The sequence below is a fragment of the Limibacillus halophilus genome, assembly GCF_014191775.1.
Taxonomy (GTDB): domain Bacteria; phylum Pseudomonadota; class Alphaproteobacteria; order Kiloniellales; family CECT-8803; genus Limibacillus; species Limibacillus halophilus.
Genome location: NZ_JACHXA010000001.1, coordinates 79,907 through 96,539 on the forward strand (window position 1 = coordinate 79,907; position 16,633 = coordinate 96,539).

At 60.0% G+C, this 16,633-nt stretch carries 16 protein-coding genes; 10 read left to right on the forward strand and 6 right to left on the reverse strand.

Annotated elements, in window-relative coordinates:
- Window positions 1-40: 40 nt before the first annotated feature.
- Window positions 41-601 carry a peptidoglycan L,D-endopeptidase MepK gene (mepK, locus tag FHR98_RS00375; protein ID WP_221205655.1) on the forward strand — a complete coding sequence of 187 codons (561 nt, stop codon included), beginning with the start codon at window positions 41-43 and terminating at the stop codon, window positions 599-601.
- A gap of 26 nt (window positions 602-627) precedes the next feature.
- On the opposite strand, the gene FHR98_RS00380 is transcribed toward mepK, so the two are convergent.
- Complete coding sequence (locus FHR98_RS00380) at window positions 628-1,506, reverse strand: LysR substrate-binding domain-containing protein (RefSeq protein WP_183414630.1); 879 nt, start codon at window positions 1,504-1,506, stop codon at window positions 628-630.
- Between the two features lie 110 nt (window positions 1,507-1,616).
- On the opposite strand from FHR98_RS00380, the gene FHR98_RS00385 reads away from it, so the two are divergent.
- Genes FHR98_RS00385 through phnY form a run of 3 tightly spaced genes read left to right on the forward strand, consistent with a single transcriptional unit; the run spans window position 1,617 to window position 5,525 of the window.
- The gene (locus FHR98_RS00385; RefSeq protein ID WP_183414631.1) at window positions 1,617-2,768 is read left to right on the forward strand and encodes a 2-aminoethylphosphonate--pyruvate transaminase; all 1,152 of its coding nucleotides are present in this window, start codon (window positions 1,617-1,619) and stop codon (window positions 2,766-2,768) included.
- 23 nt (window positions 2,769-2,791) lie between these two features.
- Window positions 2,792-4,051, forward strand: coding sequence for a phosphonoacetate hydrolase (gene phnA / locus FHR98_RS00390; protein WP_183414632.1), 1,260 nt, complete (start codon window positions 2,792-2,794; stop codon window positions 4,049-4,051).
- A gap of 13 nt (window positions 4,052-4,064) precedes the next feature.
- Complete coding sequence (phnY, locus tag FHR98_RS00395) at window positions 4,065-5,525, forward strand: phosphonoacetaldehyde dehydrogenase (protein WP_183414633.1); 1,461 nt, start codon at window positions 4,065-4,067, stop codon at window positions 5,523-5,525.
- Window positions 5,526-5,539: 14 nt separating this feature from the next.
- Here the strand turns inward: phnY and FHR98_RS00400 are convergent, their stop codons facing one another.
- The 3 genes from FHR98_RS00400 to FHR98_RS00410 are packed head-to-tail and all read right to left on the reverse strand — an operon-like array spanning window position 5,540 to window position 8,619.
- Window positions 5,540-6,187 (reverse strand): ureidoglycolate lyase, encoded by a 648-nt coding sequence (locus FHR98_RS00400; protein WP_221205656.1) that lies wholly within the window; start codon window positions 6,185-6,187, stop codon window positions 5,540-5,542.
- 31 nt (window positions 6,188-6,218) lie between these two features.
- A complete protein-coding gene (locus FHR98_RS00405) occupies window positions 6,219-7,745 on the reverse strand; it encodes an alkaline phosphatase family protein (protein ID WP_183414634.1) in 1,527 nt (508 codons plus the stop codon).
- 28 nt (window positions 7,746-7,773) lie between these two features.
- A complete protein-coding gene (locus tag FHR98_RS00410) occupies window positions 7,774-8,619 on the reverse strand; it encodes a TauD/TfdA dioxygenase family protein (protein WP_183414635.1) in 846 nt (281 codons plus the stop codon).
- Window positions 8,620-8,810: 191 nt separating this feature from the next.
- Between FHR98_RS00410 and eutB the strand changes: the two genes are divergently transcribed.
- From eutB to FHR98_RS00435, 5 genes are read left to right on the forward strand one after another with little or no spacing between them, the layout of a single operon-like run.
- Entirely contained in the window at window positions 8,811-9,839 is a 1,029-nt protein-coding gene (gene eutB / locus FHR98_RS00415; RefSeq protein ID WP_183414636.1) for a hydroxyectoine utilization dehydratase EutB, read from the forward strand.
- Complete coding sequence (locus FHR98_RS00420; protein ID WP_183414637.1) at window positions 9,836-10,828, forward strand: cyclodeaminase; 993 nt, start codon at window positions 9,836-9,838, stop codon at window positions 10,826-10,828. Before eutB ends, FHR98_RS00420 begins: the two co-directional genes overlap by 4 nt.
- Window positions 10,829-10,860: 32 nt before the next feature.
- Complete coding sequence (gene doeA, locus FHR98_RS00425) at window positions 10,861-12,042, forward strand: ectoine hydrolase DoeA (protein ID WP_183414638.1); 1,182 nt, start codon at window positions 10,861-10,863, stop codon at window positions 12,040-12,042.
- A gap of 9 nt (window positions 12,043-12,051) precedes the next feature.
- The gene (gene doeB, locus FHR98_RS00430) at window positions 12,052-13,062 is read left to right on the forward strand and encodes a N(2)-acetyl-L-2,4-diaminobutanoate deacetylase DoeB (RefSeq protein ID WP_183414639.1); all 1,011 of its coding nucleotides are present in this window, start codon (window positions 12,052-12,054) and stop codon (window positions 13,060-13,062) included.
- 4 nt (window positions 13,063-13,066) lie between these two features.
- Entirely contained in the window at window positions 13,067-13,915 is an 849-nt protein-coding gene (locus FHR98_RS00435) for an SDR family NAD(P)-dependent oxidoreductase (RefSeq protein ID WP_183414640.1), read from the forward strand.
- Here the strand turns inward: FHR98_RS00435 and FHR98_RS00440 are convergent.
- The gene (locus FHR98_RS00440) at window positions 13,912-14,502 is read right to left on the reverse strand and encodes a DUF2238 domain-containing protein (RefSeq protein WP_221205657.1); all 591 of its coding nucleotides are present in this window, start codon (window positions 14,500-14,502) and stop codon (window positions 13,912-13,914) included. The genes FHR98_RS00435 and FHR98_RS00440 overlap by 4 nt on opposite strands.
- An 18-nt stretch (window positions 14,503-14,520) precedes the next feature.
- Entirely contained in the window at window positions 14,521-15,858 is a 1,338-nt protein-coding gene (locus FHR98_RS00445; protein WP_183414641.1) for an NAD(P)/FAD-dependent oxidoreductase, read from the reverse strand.
- A 269-nt stretch (window positions 15,859-16,127) separates the two neighbouring features.
- Here FHR98_RS00445 and FHR98_RS00450 point away from each other — a divergent pair, with 269 nt between their 5' ends.
- Window positions 16,128-16,571: a type II 3-dehydroquinate dehydratase gene (locus tag FHR98_RS00450; protein WP_183414642.1), complete on the forward strand. Its 444-nt coding sequence runs from the start codon at window positions 16,128-16,130 to the stop codon at window positions 16,569-16,571.
- Window positions 16,572-16,633: the final 62 nt, after the last annotated feature.

The following is a 16,633-nucleotide window of genomic DNA, read 5'->3' on the forward strand; positions in this document are numbered from 1 at the left end:
CGATAAGTACAGAGTTATAGATTTAACGGAGAGGATCAGCGTGACCGACGACGCCCCAAACAACCTCACGCGGCGACGTTTGCTTGTTGCAGGCGCCAGCCTAGCCGCAACAAGCCTACTGCCACTCTCTCCCGCTCTTGCCGCCTCCGGCCCTTCGGTTCGAAAACTGTCCTTCCACCATTTGCACACGGGTGAAACACTGACAACGACCTTTTGGGCCGATGGCAAGTTTCAACCTCAAGGCCTCGGAAAACTCGAACGTCTGATGCGCGACTGGCGCAACGGCGCACAGCATAAGATCGACGAGGGGCTTTACCAGTTCCTCTATGCCTTACATCGCCGGATGGATACCAACTCACCTTTCGAGATTATATCGGCCTATCGGTCCCCGCAGACCAACGATGCACTCCGGCGCGTCAGTACAGGTGTCGCCAAGCGGTCCTTGCATATGGAAGGGATGGCCATCGATGTCCGCCTGCCCGGTCGACAGCTTGCAGCCCTGCGCGATAAGGCTTGGGACCTACAGTTGGGCGGTGTCGGGTACTATCCGAAATCTGATTTTATCCATCTGGACACCGGAAGAGTTAGGCGCTGGGGTTAATTAGGGTCGCGCGCGGCCGGACAGCGTCATTCAGCTAGTTCCTGCGCCGCCTCCAGAAGCGCCCTGACGGTTGGTTCCTCACTCTTGATGGCCAGACAGACCAGATACTCGCTGGTTGTCAGGTTGGCCCCTCGAATTTCCAGCTTCCGCAACCGCCTGTCGTGCCCAAATTCACTTTCAGAGACCACGCCGACCCCTAATCCGGCAGCGGCCGCTTCGGCAATTGCCTCCCGGCTGCCCACCTCCAAGGTGTTGGTCGGTGTTAGGCACGCTTCCGCCAAAGCGCGCTCCAGCCGTGCGCGGGTACCCGAACCCTGCTCGCGCAGAAGAAGTGTCTGCTGAAGCAAATCCTCGAGACCCACACTGCGTCTTTCCCGCCAAACCTGATCGCGGGCAACCATGGCAATCAGCCGATCCCGGCGTAGTAACTGACTTACGACCCCCGGGTCATTCTCCAGATCCGGCAATACAGCGACGTCGCAGCGTCGATCCTTGAGGGCTAGGCGGACAGCGCTGGTGTTGCCGAAACCAATCGATAACTGAATCTCCGGATGGCGGCGGTGAAACAGGCCAAGAATTGGCAGCAACAGGTGCGGCGCATCCGCCATAACCCGCAAGCGACCGCTGCGTAGACCCCGTGCCGAAGCCAAAAGTGCTTCCGCGGCCACTTCGTCTGCCGTGATGCGGCGGGTTACATCCCGCAAACGCCGCCCTAGATCGGTTAGATCGACGCCACGTCCGACCCGCTCGAACAGCCGGACGCCGTATCGCTGCTCAAGCGCGCGCACCTGCTCTGACAACGTTGGCTGGCTCACACCAAGGCGGTCTGCGGCTTTGGTGAAGGAACCTTCCTCCGCGACCGCATGGAACGACCGAAGCTGTAGCTTGTTGATTGGTGAATTCATAGGTCACACCAATGTAATAAATCGAAAATATCGATTTGATATATATCAGTGCAAGCTACAGATTGCATCACGTTGTTTCTCTATTGATGGTCTCCAAGGAGTAGGGCCCCATGACTGCGCAAACGAATCCCGCCATCGCTGCCTCCCCCGACGGCGACCCCTGGCTGCTGACACCCGGTCCCCTGACGACGTCAAGCAGTGTCAAGCAAGCAATGCTTCATGATTTCGGCTCACGCGATTCCCGCTTCATTGCGGTCAACGCCAGAATGCGCCAGCGATTGCTGGAGATCATCGGCGGCGAGGGGTTCGTTTGCGTGCCGTTACAGGGAAGCGGTACGTTCGTGGTGGAAGCCATGATCGGCACGTTGGTTCCCAGGGCCGGCAAGCTGCTTATCCTGATCAACGGCGCCTACGGCCAGCGCATGGCGCGCATTTGCGGCCTAATCGGCCGGAATTTCGAGGTCATGGAATGGGCCGAGAATGAGCCCGTCGACCCGACCGCCCTTGCCGAGCGGCTAGAGTCCGACCCAGGCATTAGTCATGTGGCTGTCGTTCATTGCGAAACAACTTCGGGCATTCTCAATCCGATTGCAGAGGTCGCAGAGGTTACGGCGCGCCTCGGGCGTAGCTTGCTGATCGATTCCATGAGCGCCTTTGGCGCCCTGCCGCTCGACGCCGCAAAGGTGCCGTTCGATGCCGTTGTCGCGTCTTCCAACAAATGCCTGGAGGGCGTACCGGGTATGGGTTTTTGCCTGGTAAAGCAGACCATTCTGGAAGCGGCCGCCGGCAATGCCCATGCCTTGACCTTGGACCTGCACGATCAATGGCAGGCGATGGAGAAGAACGGGCAGTGGCGCTTCACGCCGCCAACCCACGTCATCCTGGCCTTCGACCGGGCCATCGAGGAGTTTCTTGCCGAGGGGGGGCAGCCCGGACGCGGCGGACGGTACAGCAACAATCGGACGATCCTGGTCGAGGGCATGCGCAAGCTAGGTTTCGAGACGTTGCTGCCCGACGCGCTGCAAGCGCCGATCATCATCACGTTTAAAATGCCCGAGGATCCTCGCTTCGACTTTCAGCGGTTCTATGATCGCCTGGCCGAGCAGGGTTTCGTGATCTACCCAGGAAAGTTGACCGTCGCCCCCTCCTTCCGGATCGGTTGCATCGGCCGCCTGGGCGCGGAGGAAATGCGAGGCGCCTTGGCGATTGTCGAGAAAACGCTGACGGAAATGGGCGTGACAAACTGCGCCGCGGCGGCCTGAAACCAGCACAAGGAAGTAGCACGATGACCAAGAGTATTACCGTTAACCAGCGCAGCTACCGTTTTCCGGAAGCACCGGTCGTGATCGTTTGCATTGACGGCTCCGAGCCGGATTACATGGAACGAGCAGTCGCATCCGGCGACATGCCCTGGCTCGCCGGAATGCTGAATCACGGGTCCGATCTGCGGGCCGACTGTGTCGTGCCTAGCTTCACCAACCCAAACAACCTGTCGATCGTCACCGGGCAACCCCCCAGGGTACACGGCATCTGCGGCAACTTTTTCTACGACCCCGCCAGGGATGCGGAGGTGATGATGAACGATCCAGCCCTTCTGCGTGCGCCCACGCTGTTTCCGGCATTTCGCAATGCCGGCGCCAAGATCGCCATCGTCACCGCCAAGGACAAGCTGCGTCGCCTTCTAGGCCACGGCCTGAACATGGCACCCGAGCAGGTTGTTTGTTTTTCCTCGGAAAAGGCGGATCAGGCAACCTTGCCCGAGAATGGAATCGATGATGCGGTCGAGATGGTCGGGATGCCGGTTCCCGATGTTTACTCCGCCGAGTTGTCCGAGTTCGTCTTTGCCGCCGGGGTCAAGCTGATGGAACGCATGCGCCCCGACCTGATGTATCTCTCGACCACCGACTACATCCAGCATAAGCACGCACCCGGCAGCGAAGGCGCCAATGCCTTTTATCGGATGATGGACGGCTACCTTTCTTCATTGGATGCCGCCGGGGCCATTCTTGTCCTCACGGCCGACCACGGCATGAACGCCAAGCATCGAGAAGACGGTACGCCCGACGTTCTATATTTGCAGAGCGAACTCGACGGCTTTCTTGGAAAAGCCAAAGCCCGCACCATCCTGCCGATTACCGACCCTTACGTGGTCCATCACGGTGCTCTTGGCTCCTACGCCACGGTTTATCTGCCCAAGGACGCGGACTTCGCCGCAGTCGCGGAGTTTATCGAAGGCCTTGAAGGCGTGGAGCGGGTGTTGACCCGGGAAGAAGCCGCCGAGGCCTTTGAACTGCCGACCGACCGCATTGGCGAGCTCGTCGTCGTTTCTACCAAGCACCGTGTCATCGGCACCAGCCCCGAGAATCATGATCTATCCGGTTTGACCGTGCCGTTGCGCTCGCACGGCGGCGTCTCCGAACAGCGCGTCCCCTTGATCGTGAATCGCAAAGTTCAAGGACTGGAAGGCCGCAGCCTGCGCAACTTCGACGCTTTCGACATCGCGCTCAATCACGCCGAGGCGCGTCGCGCCAGCGCCGCCGAGTAAGGGGAATCCAATCATGTCTCTCGCCAAAGCTCTTTCCAGCCCGCGCCACGAGCCGATGCGCATCGCCGGTCGCAAGGTGGATGCCGACGATGTCATCGAGGTCCGTTACCCCTACACTGACCAGGTAATCGGCACGGTTCCGGCAGGCAACGCACTGCACGCCCGAGAAGCGTTTCAAATCGCCGCTGACTATAAGCCCAAACTCAGCCGCTACGACCGCCAGAAAATTCTTTTCCGCACTGCCGAGTTGCTGGAAGCGCGCAAGAACGAGATTTCAGACGTCATCACTCTCGAGCTTGGCATTTCCAAGAAGGATTCCTTCTACGAGGTCGGACGCTGCTACGATGTCCTGACCCTCGCCGGACAGCTTGCCATCCTGGACGATGGCCAAGTCTTCTCCTGCGATGTCACGCCTCAGGGCAAGGCTCGCAAGATTTTCACCACCCGCGAGCCTTTGAAGGCGATCTCGGCGATCACACCCTTTAACCATCCGCTGAATATGGTCGCCCACAAGGTGGCACCCGCCGTTGCGACGAACAACTGCATGGTCTGCAAGCCGACGGAGTTGACGCCAATGACGGCGCTCCTGTTGGCCGATCTGTTGTATGAGGCCGGACTGCCGCCGGAAATGTATTCGGTCGTCACCGGCTGGCCAGCGGATATCGGCGACGAGATGATCACCAATCCCAATGCCGAACTCATTACCTTCACTGGCGGCGTGCCAGTGGGCAAGATGATCGCCGAGAAAGCCGGTTACAGGCGCACGGTGCTGGAACTGGGCGGCAATGATCCGTTGATCATCTGCGACGATCTCAGTGAGGCGGAATTAGACAAAGCTGCCGAACTGGCGGTCGCCGGTGCGACGAAGAACTCGGGCCAGCGCTGCACGGCCGTCAAGCGCATTCTGGTTCAAGAAGCGGTTGCCGAGGCTTTTGTCCCGATGGTGCTGGAGAAGGCCAAGAAGATACGCTTCGGCGATCCCATGAATCCGGACACCGACCTGGGAACCGTCGTCCACGAGAAAGCTGCCCGAACCTTCGAAGCCCGCGTCTATGCCGCCGCCGAGCAGGGTGCGGAGGTGCTCTACGATCCGGGCCGGCAGGGCGCGGTGCTGCCGCCGATCGTGGTTGATCACGTGCCGCATGAGAGCGAGCTTGTGCTGGAAGAGACCTTCGGCCCCATTATCCCCATTATCCGCGTTCCCTCCGATGACGAGGAGGTCCGGCGGATTTCGAACTCGACGGCCTTTGGTCTTTCCTCCGGTGTTTGCACCAATCGTCTGGATCGGATGACGGCCTACATCAATGGCCTGAACGTCGGGACCGTGAACATCTGGGAGGTTCCCGGTTATCGTATCGAGATGTCGCCCTTCGGCGGGATCAAGGACTCGGGGCTCGGATATAAGGAAGGCGTTCAGGAGGCCATGAAGTCCTATACGAACATCAAGACCTTCTCCATGCCCTGGCCCGCGTAACGCACCGCCGGACTCTAGGTCAGAGGCACTTCAAGAAGCACGCCGAACTCACGCGCGAAGTCTACTGAGACCCGCGCGTGCACGGCTCCTTGCTTATCGAAGAAACGTTGGCGGCCCGACAGCGGGAAAACGCCCTCGTGCCAGATGGCCGGATGGATATAAAGGCCCTGGCTGCCGTCGAAGCGAAAACAGACGAAGTCTTCCGGCCGCAGATCATCCCCCGGCAAAGCCAAGGGAACGACAAAGGGGCGTTTGTCCAGCGGGAAGAAAAGCTGCCCACCATCAGGGTGGTAATTGGCGTGCCACAGCAGAATACGGATAGGATCGTTTTGGGCGGATTCACTGGCTATCGACGGCTCTTCGCCGTAGCCTAAAATGTAATGCCCACCGACCGCTGCGTTGCGGCCATAGAGAATATCCCCGACCCAAGATCCCTCGAAGACTCCTTCGGTGGTGCCGCCCTCGTCTCCACTATCGCTATCGACAGGACGCCAACCTTGCGCCGGCCAACGAACGATCTCGATATCGCACTCTTCGGGGCGCGCGACGAGCTTGCCGTAGCCCTTCAGCGAGTCCGGCGTGGCCTCCACGACTTCCATGACCCGACGCGGAAGGTCGGGCGGGATGCCGGGGTTCAAATAGTTGGGCGCCGTCGCCTGCATGGAACCTCTCCTCTAGCGATATCCTCGGATGTTATCCCAAGCGTCGCGGCCCCTCATAGGTCAAAACACCCTTGGCCGTCAGTTTGTGATTGGTCAGCGTACGTTCGGCATGGCGCATGCGGTGGGCCAGCAAGCCCTCCGCCATCTCAAGACGCTTGCCCAACCAAGCGGGATCTCCCGCCAGGTTATGCCGTTCGCCCGGATCGTTCGCCAGATCGAACAACAACGGCGGCAGGCCTGTGAAGTGTACGTACTTGACGTTGTCACTGCGCCAGACGTTCAACGTACATTGGTCGGGAGTCAGGCCGAGCGCCGCTTCGTAGGTCCCGCTCTCGATGTCACGAAAATCGAACTCCCAGAAAACATGGTCGCGCCAGACAGGCGGCGTGTCTCCGTCGAGCCACGGCAGGAGGGAGACGCCGTCCCAACTTTGCGGCGCCTTTTTGCCCAGCCAGTCCATGACCGTTGCGGCGACATCAACGCTCTCCGTCAAAGCCTGGACTTGCCGCCCCACCGTCTTGCGCCGTTTCGGGTCGCGAATCATGAGCGGAATCCTGTAGGCGCCATCATACCAACCGCCCTTGCCCCAGAGACCGTGGTCGCCTGCCATCTCACCATGGTCGCAGGTGAACACCAGCAGCGTATTGTCGAGCTGGCCCGTGCTCTCCAGTGCTTTGAGCAGCCGCCCGATCTGAAAGTCCATCTCGGCCATCAAGCCATAATAAACCGCGCGCATGGCGGTCCCATCGCTTGTCGACAAGGCCGAGAAATCGATCTCCGGATCGAAGTATCCGCCCTTTTGGTGTTGCTCGGCCCATACCTTCAAGAAGGGGTGCGCTTCGCCGTCGCCCATCGGTAAAGGTGCTTCAACGCGGTCGCGCGGGATGATCCTATTGTAAGGCTCCGGCGCAATCAGAGGCGGGTGCGGTCGCAGATAGACCAGGTGGTAGAACCAGGGGTCTCCCGTCTCCTGCGTCAACCGATCCAACACACAGTCGGTTAGAAAGGCCATATCGCTATCCTCCGCCTTATAGCGGGCAGGCCCGTCCCAGAATCCTTGCGCTTGCGCCGGTCGTTCGGCATGCAGGTAAATGTCGCCATCTCTTTCAGGCCGGTCATAGCCCTTGGCCTCCAGAACGTCGAGCCAGGCGCCGAGATTGTCGCCGTTGACATCCACGATCTGCCGAAAGCCTTCCATGACACCTTCATAGGTCAGCAGCCTGGGATCATCGGGCTCTAAAGTGCGCGGATCAACGGAAGTATCCGTATAGCCGAAAAGCAACGGATCATACCCTGCCAACTTCAGGCCGCCCGGCAGGGTCGGGAAGCGCGCGTCAAACGGTGTGCCGTTCGTGATCGAGCGATGGTTGAAGGGATAGAGTCCACTCAAGAGACTGGTGCGCGCAGGACCACAGGGTGCCGCAACGGTGAAGTGCCTGCGGAACACCACGCTTTCCGCAGCCAGGCGGTCCAGATTTGGTGTTCTGACCGCCGGATGCCCAAGAAATCCAAAACAGTCGGCGCGCCACTGATCGACCGACAGAAGAAGAATGTTCATGGCCTCTCTTTCAGACAATCGACGTGACCTAGACCGGCCGCTCACCGGCAAACGTGGTGCGATAAAGCAAGCGCCGCTGTCCGTCGTAATCGTTGATGGCATAGTGCATGGTCGAACGATTATCCCATATCGCCAAGGAACCCGGGGTCCAGCGAAAACGGCAAGTCAGTTCCGGCCTCGTGGCATGGGCGTAGAGACGTTCGAGAATCGGGCGACTTTCCGACTCGCTCATGCCCTCTAAACGCCGGGTGTAGATCGGGTTAACGAAGAGAGCTCTTCGCCCGCTGGTCGGGTGCTGCCGCACCGCTGGATGCAGCACTTCCCTGTCCGCGTCGCTGTTACCCCGCGAAATCCCGATGGAGCGACTCGTTGCCACGGTGGCATCCGGTGCGTTCTGCCTGCCATAGGGTCCGCCGGTATGGATAGCCCCGCGCCCATCGACGATGCTCCGCAGATCATCGGGTAAAGTTTCATATGCTAGAATTTGGTTCGACCAGAGCGTATCACCGCCGTAGGTCGGGATGTCCTCGCCGTAGAGCAGCGACCCACCGGGCGGGGCTTCAAGGAAGCTGAAATCCGAGTGCCAATCACCGCCGAATACCCCAATACGCACCTCGTCGGCTTCCTTGAGAACCGCTATCACATCCGCATCTTCCGGTGACGGCTTGACATAGGGAACGCGGAGTAGGGGTCCAAACACTGTCGTTGCACGCTTCAATGTCGGCAAATCCAGGGACTGATCGCGAAGAAACAAAACCAGACGGTCATCCAGCGCCTGACGCAGAAAAGTCGCCGTCGCCTCCGAAATATCCTGGGTAAGATCGATGCCCAGCACTTCCGCACCGATGTGACCAGCCACTGGCGCCAGTTGCATCTCGATCGCTCCCTCTAAGTTCCGTTCGCCGGGCAGCTTATACTCGACCTTGCTCGCCTGGAAAGAGGCTCCTTGTCACGCCGGAGGGTTAGTGATTGACAGCTCAGGTGCAAAGCCGCCACGGTCTTTCATTAGCAGAAATTCAGCCGTAAGGGTCCTGCTCTCGCGTGAGCAGTTCGAGTGATTGCAGCATGCCGAACAAACCGCAAGAATCTACCTGGCGTTCGCCCATAGTTCTGGCCGATATCCTGGCAGCCCGTAAGCGCATCGGCGCAAAGGTGCTCAGAACGCCCCTCGTTCAGTCGAGTTACCTAAGCCAGGCGAGCGGCCAGCCGGTATGGCTAAAGCTGGAGCAGCAGCAGCGAACCGGCAGTTTCAAGCTGCGCGGAGCCAGCAACGCGGTTGCCTGCCTGCCGGAGGAAGCCAAGGCGCGCGGCGTGGTTGGCGTCTCCACCGGGAACCATGGCCGTGGCCTTGCGCATGCGGCCAGCGCGGCGGGGGTAGCCTGCAGCATCTGCATGTCATCGCTCGTGCCCGCCAACAAGGTGGCGGCGATTCGCGAGGAAGGCGCCGATGTTCGAATCGTCGGTCGCTCACAGGACGAGGCCCAGGTGGAAGTCGACCGCCTTGTGGCCGAGCAAGGTATGACGATGTTGCCGCCCTTCGACCACCCCGACATCATCGCCGGACAAGGGACGCTTGGCCTGGAGATCATGGAGCAGCTTCCGCAAGCCGGGACATTCGTCATTCAGCTCTCCGGCGGCGGCTTGATTTCCGGCATGGCGGTGGCTCTGCGGGCGATCAACCCAACCGCACGGATCATCGGCGTATCCATGGAGCGCGGTGCGGCGATGTACGAGAGCCAACGAATGGGGAAGCCGACACGGGTGGAAGAGATGGAGACGCTCGCCGACTCGCTGGGCGGCGGCATTGGTTCGGACAACCGGTATACTTTTGGAATCGTGCGCGAACTCGTTGACGAGATCGTTCTGGTCGACGAGGCCGAGATCGCGACGGGAATTGCGCACGCTTACTGGCAAGAGCGCCAGATCGTAGAGGGCGCGGGCGCTGTGACGATGGCTGCGCTGTTAGCGGGGAAGATCAACGTGACAGAACCCACGGTGCTGCTGCTCAGCGGCGCGAATATCGACCTCGATCTGCACCATAGAATCATCACCGATCATCGACCCGGCAGTTCAGCGGAAGGAAACCAGGCATGACCAGCATCCGCCTCCTTAACGAAGCGCAACTCCGCCAAGCGGTGGCTTTGGACCGGGAAGCCGTCGCGTGTGTCGAGCAGGCTTTTCAGGCTCTGGCGACCAAAGCCGTATCGATGCCTCCGATCCTGCGGCTGGACATCCCCGAGCATCATGGCGAGGTCGATGTCAAAACCGCTTATGTCCCCGGTCTCGACTCCTTTGCCATCAAAATGAGCACGGGCTTTTTCGATAACCCGGCTCTCGGCCTCCCAAGCCTGGGCGGTCTGATGATCCTGTTCAGCGCCAAGACAGGGGTCGTTGAGGCCCTATTGCTGGACAATGGTTATCTGACTGACGTTAGAACCGCCGCTGCAGGTGCGGTTGCCGCGAAGCATCTCGCGCGTGACGACGCAAAAAAAGCGGCGGTCTTCGGTGCGGGGGTCCAGGCGCGCCTTCAGTTGAAAGCCTTGATGCTGGTGCGCCCAATTGAGCAAGCAGCCCTCTGGGCCAGGAGACCCGAGCAGGCACGCAGCACGGCCGATGAGCTCAGCAAAGAGCTTGGCATTCCCGTAGAGGCTAAAGACACCCCGCGCGATGCTGCACGGGGTGCCGACATACTGGTGACCACAACACCGGCGGAGCAACCCATACTGCAAGCCGCATGGCTTGAGCCCGGTCAGCACATCACCGCCATGGGGTCCGACTCGCCCCACAAGAACGAGATAGAACCGGCGCTGGTCGCAGCCGCTGATCTATATGTCGCGGATCGCCGCGCGCAGTGTGCCGCGCTGGGCGAGCTTCATCACGCGATTGCCGCAGGGGCTGTGCCGGCCGATTTCGAAGCGCCGGAACTTGGAGAGATTCTAGCCGCCCAAAAGCCTGGCCGCCTTGATCGGACCCAGGTTACTTTGGCGGATCTCACCGGTACCGGCGTTCAGGACACCGCCATCGCCACCCTCGCCCGGGCCAAGGCCCAGGCGGCCAATGCAGGGGTTGTTTTCGAATCGTAGATAGCTTTGTGAATTTTACAGGGATCACGGGAATGTCGGATATCGCGCTGAATTTTACCCGGAACGAATACGCAGACCGCCTCGCAGCGACCCGCAAGGCAATGGCGGATGCTGAGATCGAGTTGCTCATCGTGACCGATCCTTCCAACCAGGCCTGGCTTACCGGGTATGACGGCTGGTCATTTTACACGCATCAGGCTGTGCTCGTAGGACCGGATGGCGACCCCCTATGGTGGGGCCGCGGGATTGACGCGCTGGGCGCACGGCGCACGGTTTACATGAGCCATGACCACATCATCGGTTACCCGGACCACTACGTGCAATCAGACGAACGCCACCCCATGGACCAGCTGTCTACGGTGTTGGCGGAGAGGGGCTGGGACACGCTGGCGATTGGCGTCGAGATGGAGAATTACTACTTCACGGCCGCCGCCTTCGCCGCTTTGCAGAAGGGTCTGCCCAACGCCCGATTCCGGGATGCCACGAGCCTCGTCAACTGGCGGCGGGCGGTCAAGAGCGACCGGGAGATCGAGTACATGCGCCGCGCCGCGCGCATCGTGGAGGCCATGCATCAGCGTATCCTCGAAGTTGCGGAGCCCGGCTTGCGCAAGAACGAGTTGGTCGCCGAAATTTACCATACCAGCATTATGGGCGCCGACGGGCACTGGGGCGATTACCCGGCTATCGTCCCAATGGCGCCGTCCGGAATGGACGCGACAGCGCCGCATTTGACTTGGGACGACAAGCCCATGAAGACCGGCGAGGGCACTTTTTTTGAGATATCCGGCTGCCACCGGCGCTATCACTGCCCGCAGTCGCGGACGCTCTTTTTGGGAAAGCCACCGCAAAAATACCTGGACGCCGAAAAGGCGGTGCTGGAGGGCGTGGAGGCCGGACTGGAGAAAGCCAAGCCCGGCAACACCTGCGAAGACATCGCCGAGGCTTTCTTTTCCACCTTGCGGCGCTTCGGATTTGAAAAGAACAATCGCACCGGCTATTCGATCGGGCTTTCCTATCCGCCCGACTGGGGCGAGCGGACAATGTCTCTACGCGCGGGCGATCACACGGAGCTGAAGCCGAACATGTGCTTTCACTTTATGCCCGCCCTCTGGTTGGACGATGGCGGTATCGAAATTACCGAGCCCTTACGAATCACTGAATCCGGCTATGAGTGCTTCTGCAGCACGCCACGCCAACTATTCGTCAAGGAGTAGGAGAAGGCCATGACCTCAGTCAGTGGCATGCTTCGGCGCAACCCCATCGTTCCAACTGTCGAGTTCGAGAAAGATGGGATATTTCACGGCCATCTGAAGCTCCCTTACAGCCGCGACGACTCGGCTTGGGGCAGCATCATGATTCCAATCACGGTGATCAAAAATGGCGAGGGTCCAACGGCGCTGCTGACCGGCGGCAACCATGGTGACGAGTACGAGGGGCCGGTGGCGCTCTTCAATCTGTCCCATTCGTTGGACTTGGACGAGGTTTCGGGCCGGATCATCATCGTGCCGGCCATGAACTATCCGGCCTTTCGCTCCAATCGCCGCACGTCGCCGATCGACAACGGCAATCTCAACCGCACGTTCCCAGGCCGGCCCGACGGTACGGTGACGGAGAAGATAGCGGATTTCTTCCAGCGCACATTGCTGCCCATGGCCGATTATGTGCTGGACATCCATTCCGGCGGCAAGACCTTGGATTTCATACCTTTTGCCGCCACTCATCTGTTGGAGGACAAGGACCAGCAGGCGCGCTGTAAGGCAGCCATGGAGGCCTTTTCGGCCCCCTATTCCATGTTGTTGCTGGAGATTGACGCCGTGGGCATGTACGACACCGCGGCTGAAGAGATGGGTAAGGTGTTCGTGTCCACCGAGCTTGGCGGCGGCGGCTCCACGACAGCAAAAAGCGTCGGTATCGCCAAACGCGGTGTGCGCAATTTGCTGATCCACGCAGGCATTGTCGAAGGCGTCGAAGAGCGTTGCGAGTCGGTGCTGCTCGATATGCCCGGCGAGGATTGCTACATCACCAGCGGCTCGGCCGGATTGATTGAATACTCGGTCGATCTGGGCGGCGAGGTGGTCAAGGGAGACTTGATCGCAAGGGTTCATGATTACGAGCGCACGGGTCGCGCACCAATCGAGTATCGCGCTTTCCGAGACGGTGTCCTTGCGGGCCGCCACTACCCGGGCACGATCCAGATGGGCGACGTCGTGGCCGTCGTCGCCGCGCGGGTCTGAAAACATGGCAACAAAAGAAAATCAGCGCGTCATCCTGATCACCGGCTGCTCGTCCGGCATCGGCCTCGCCGCCGCCCGAGGCCTGAACGAACGAGGATGGAAGGTCTTTGCCACCTGCCGCAAACAAGAGGATTGCGACCGGCTGGAGGCCGAAGGCCTGCGCTCGTTCCGTTTGGATTACGAAGTGCCGGAGACGATCGAAAGCGCGTTCCGACAGACACTCGACGAGAGCGGAGGCCGCCTGGACGCGGTCTTCAACAACGGTGCCTATGCGATTCCAGGCGCGGTCGAAGACTTGCCAACCGCTGCATTGAAACAGATTTTCGAAGCGAATTTCTTCGGCTGGCACAGTCTGATCCGATTGGCGCTGCCGGTCATGCGGGCGCAAGGGTCTGGCCGCATCGTCCAGAATTCCTCGGTGCTGGGGATTGCCGCCCTGACCTTTCGCGGCGCCTACAATGCAACCAAGTTCGCCGTAGAAGGTCTAACCGACACCCTCCGGCTGGAGCTTCGTGGTCTGCCGATCGAGGTAATCCTGATCGAGCCAGGGCCGATCAACACGAAGATACGCATCAACGCCTATCCGAACTTCAAGCGCTGGATCGATTGGCGCAACTCCCCCAATCGCCATCTTTACGAGACCGCCCTGATCCCCCGACTGGAAGCGGAGACCCTGCCGACACCATTTGAACTGCAACCGGAGGCGGTGGTTCGCAAGCTGGTGCATGCGCTGGAATCGGCACGGCCACGCCCACGTTATTACGTGACCACACCGACCTATATCATGGGTTGGGCGCGGCGCCTCTTGCCGACCCGGGCTTTGGATTGGCTGGCGGCCAAGGCTTCCAGCTAGGCACTGCGCTCCAGCTTGGTAATCAGCGCAACGGCGGTGATCGCTCCCGCCGTATTGAACAGCAGGTCGAGCGCCGTGTTGTAGTATCCGCCGACGTTGGTGTTCGGCAAAGCCATGACCGCAGCGAATTCGATGATTTCATTGAGGCCGCCGAGCCCCATGCTCCCCAGAATTGGGTAGCAGAAAAGCGTCGCGGTGCCAGCCAGCACTGGGAAGTTACGCCGCAGCAAGTGGCGCAGCACCAGAGCGGTGACGCCAAATCCATAGAAGTGCACGACCTGATCGTATTTCAGGATCGACAGTTCCCCGGTCCCGACAATATCCAACAAACGATAGGCGTAAAGCACAGCGCCATCGATGACGACCCCGCCACCGGCCATGTGGGCCAGTCCCCAAATACTCAGCAGCCAGAGCAGCATGGCAGGGAACTGCGCCCGCTTGGCGCCGTAGGCGATCAGCAGCATGAAGCCGATCAACGTTGCGATGTACCAGAGAAACTCATTGTTGCCGATGGAAATGAAATATATCCCGAAGCCCACCACATAACTGGCCGTGAATACCAAAACCGCCCATTCGTGCTTTTGCAAAATTCCCTCCCCGTAGCTCTATAGTGCCGGGCCAAGCCGAACTGGGCTGCCGTCCTCAAAGCGGGCCAAGCGGAAAGGCTTGAGGTCATGCCCGCAGTCACGGCCTCGGATCAAATCGGCCATGACCCGGCCGGCGCCAGGACCGATGCCAAAACCATGGCCGGAGAAGCCTGTGGCCAGAAATAAACCCTGGATCGGTGCGACCGAGTCCATGATCGGCAGTAAATCCGGCGTGCTATCGATCATACCGGACCAGGACTCTACGAACGGCTGGTCTGCCAGACGCGGCAACCGCGCGGCCAGGTGCTGGCGCAGCCGACGCAACACCTGCCGGTCAGGCAGTGGGTTCATGACCCGCGTGCGTTCGAACGGGCTGGTTTGCCCGGCATTCCAACGCTCGGTCGTCGTCAAACCACGCTCGATGCCGCTTCCCAATACTCGCAACTTGGTTTCTCGCCACGAAGCCTTGTAGCTGGGTAGGAAGCTGAAGAAATGCCGGAAAGTTTCCGCCGATAGGTAATGCTCGTGATATCCGGAAAGGGCTATCGTATAGCCGCCATCCTGGCGGCGGCGGAAAGCGAACTCCGAGGTGGAGGCGTTGCCCTCGAACACGCTTGGTCCCGGCGCCGTCCGGGCGACCGTCGCCTTTACGCTCAATTGCGGGAGGGAAATCCCTTGATTGCGCAAGAACAGCGACGACCACGCGCCACCGGCCAGCAAGACGGCACCGCAGCGCACCGGTCCTTTCTCCGTAATCACCGCTGTGACGGCGCCATTTACTGCGTCCAGGGTGCGCGCCGCACAACACTCCAGGATCACCGCCCCTTGCGCTTGGGCAGCGCGCGCCAGATTCGGCACCGCCACCTCGGGCTCCGCTCGTCCGTCGCTGGGCGTGAACAGCCCCCCCTTGAATGCTCCGCGACAATCCGGCAGCAGCGCCGTAACTTCGGCGGCGCTCAACATCCGGCTGTCGAGCTTGTGGTCCTCGACCAGCGTCAACCAATTTTCGAATTCCCCCAGCCGCTCTTCACTTTCAGCCAGATAGAGAACGCCCTGCTTGGCAAAGCCATAGTCCGCGCCCGTGTCGGCAGACAGCCGATCCCATATCCGGAGGCTTTCCTGCATGATTGAAAGCTCCGCCGGATCACGTCCTTGCTGGCGGACCCAGCCCCAGTTCCGGCTGCTTTGCTCCCCAGCTATCCGGCCTTTCTCGCATAGCAAAACCGAGACGCCCTGCCCGGCCAAGAACCAAGCGGTCGAGACCCCAAGGATTCCGCCGCCAATGATCACGACATCCACAGCCTCCGGCAATACGCCGGAAAAAGTCACGGGAGAAGCATCGCTGATGACCGTCATACTGCAGGATTCTCGGCTGTTCGGCGCACGATTGATACCGCTCTCAGAATGACGTCCGGCGCAGTGCCGCCGCAAGTCAATTCCGGCATCTAAACGTCCCGTCAGTTACCTGGATCAAAAACTGACTTGCATGAAAGTTAGTATGGACTCGCAGACCGCTATGGCGCATATTTCCGGCAGCATCGGCAGGGCTATAGCTAGCCAGCCGACGACGGCGCATCTGAATATCCAATAGTGCCCCGATGCGGCACCTCGCAAGGGAGATTACCATGCCGAAATTCCTTCTGCTGCAAGGCGGCAACATGAATTTTTTGGGCATTCGTGAACCAGAAGTCTACGGACGCACAACGGCACCAGAGTTGGACGAAATGGTTCGCGCCTATGCGGCGGAAAAAGGCTTCGAAGTAGAGATCTACTACACCAACATTGAAGGTGAGGCGATCGACAAGATGTTCGATGCTCACAATCGCAAGCTGGACGGCTGTGTGATCAATCCCGGCGGCTTCTGCTATGCTGGTTATGCGCTGCGCGATTGTATCCGGGGCATCAAAGTGCCTACTGTCGAGGTTCACATGACCAACCACTATACCCGGCAGATCTTTTCCGTGACCGCCCAAGCAACCAAAGGGGTGTTCATGGGCATGGGCATCCAGACCTATATGCGCGCCTTCGATAGCCTCCTGGCGTTGCTCGAGGAGCAGAAGAGCGCCTGATCAGACCCAAACTATATCCGGGAGACGGCCGCAGAGGACAACGACCCGGGCAAGTAAACTCG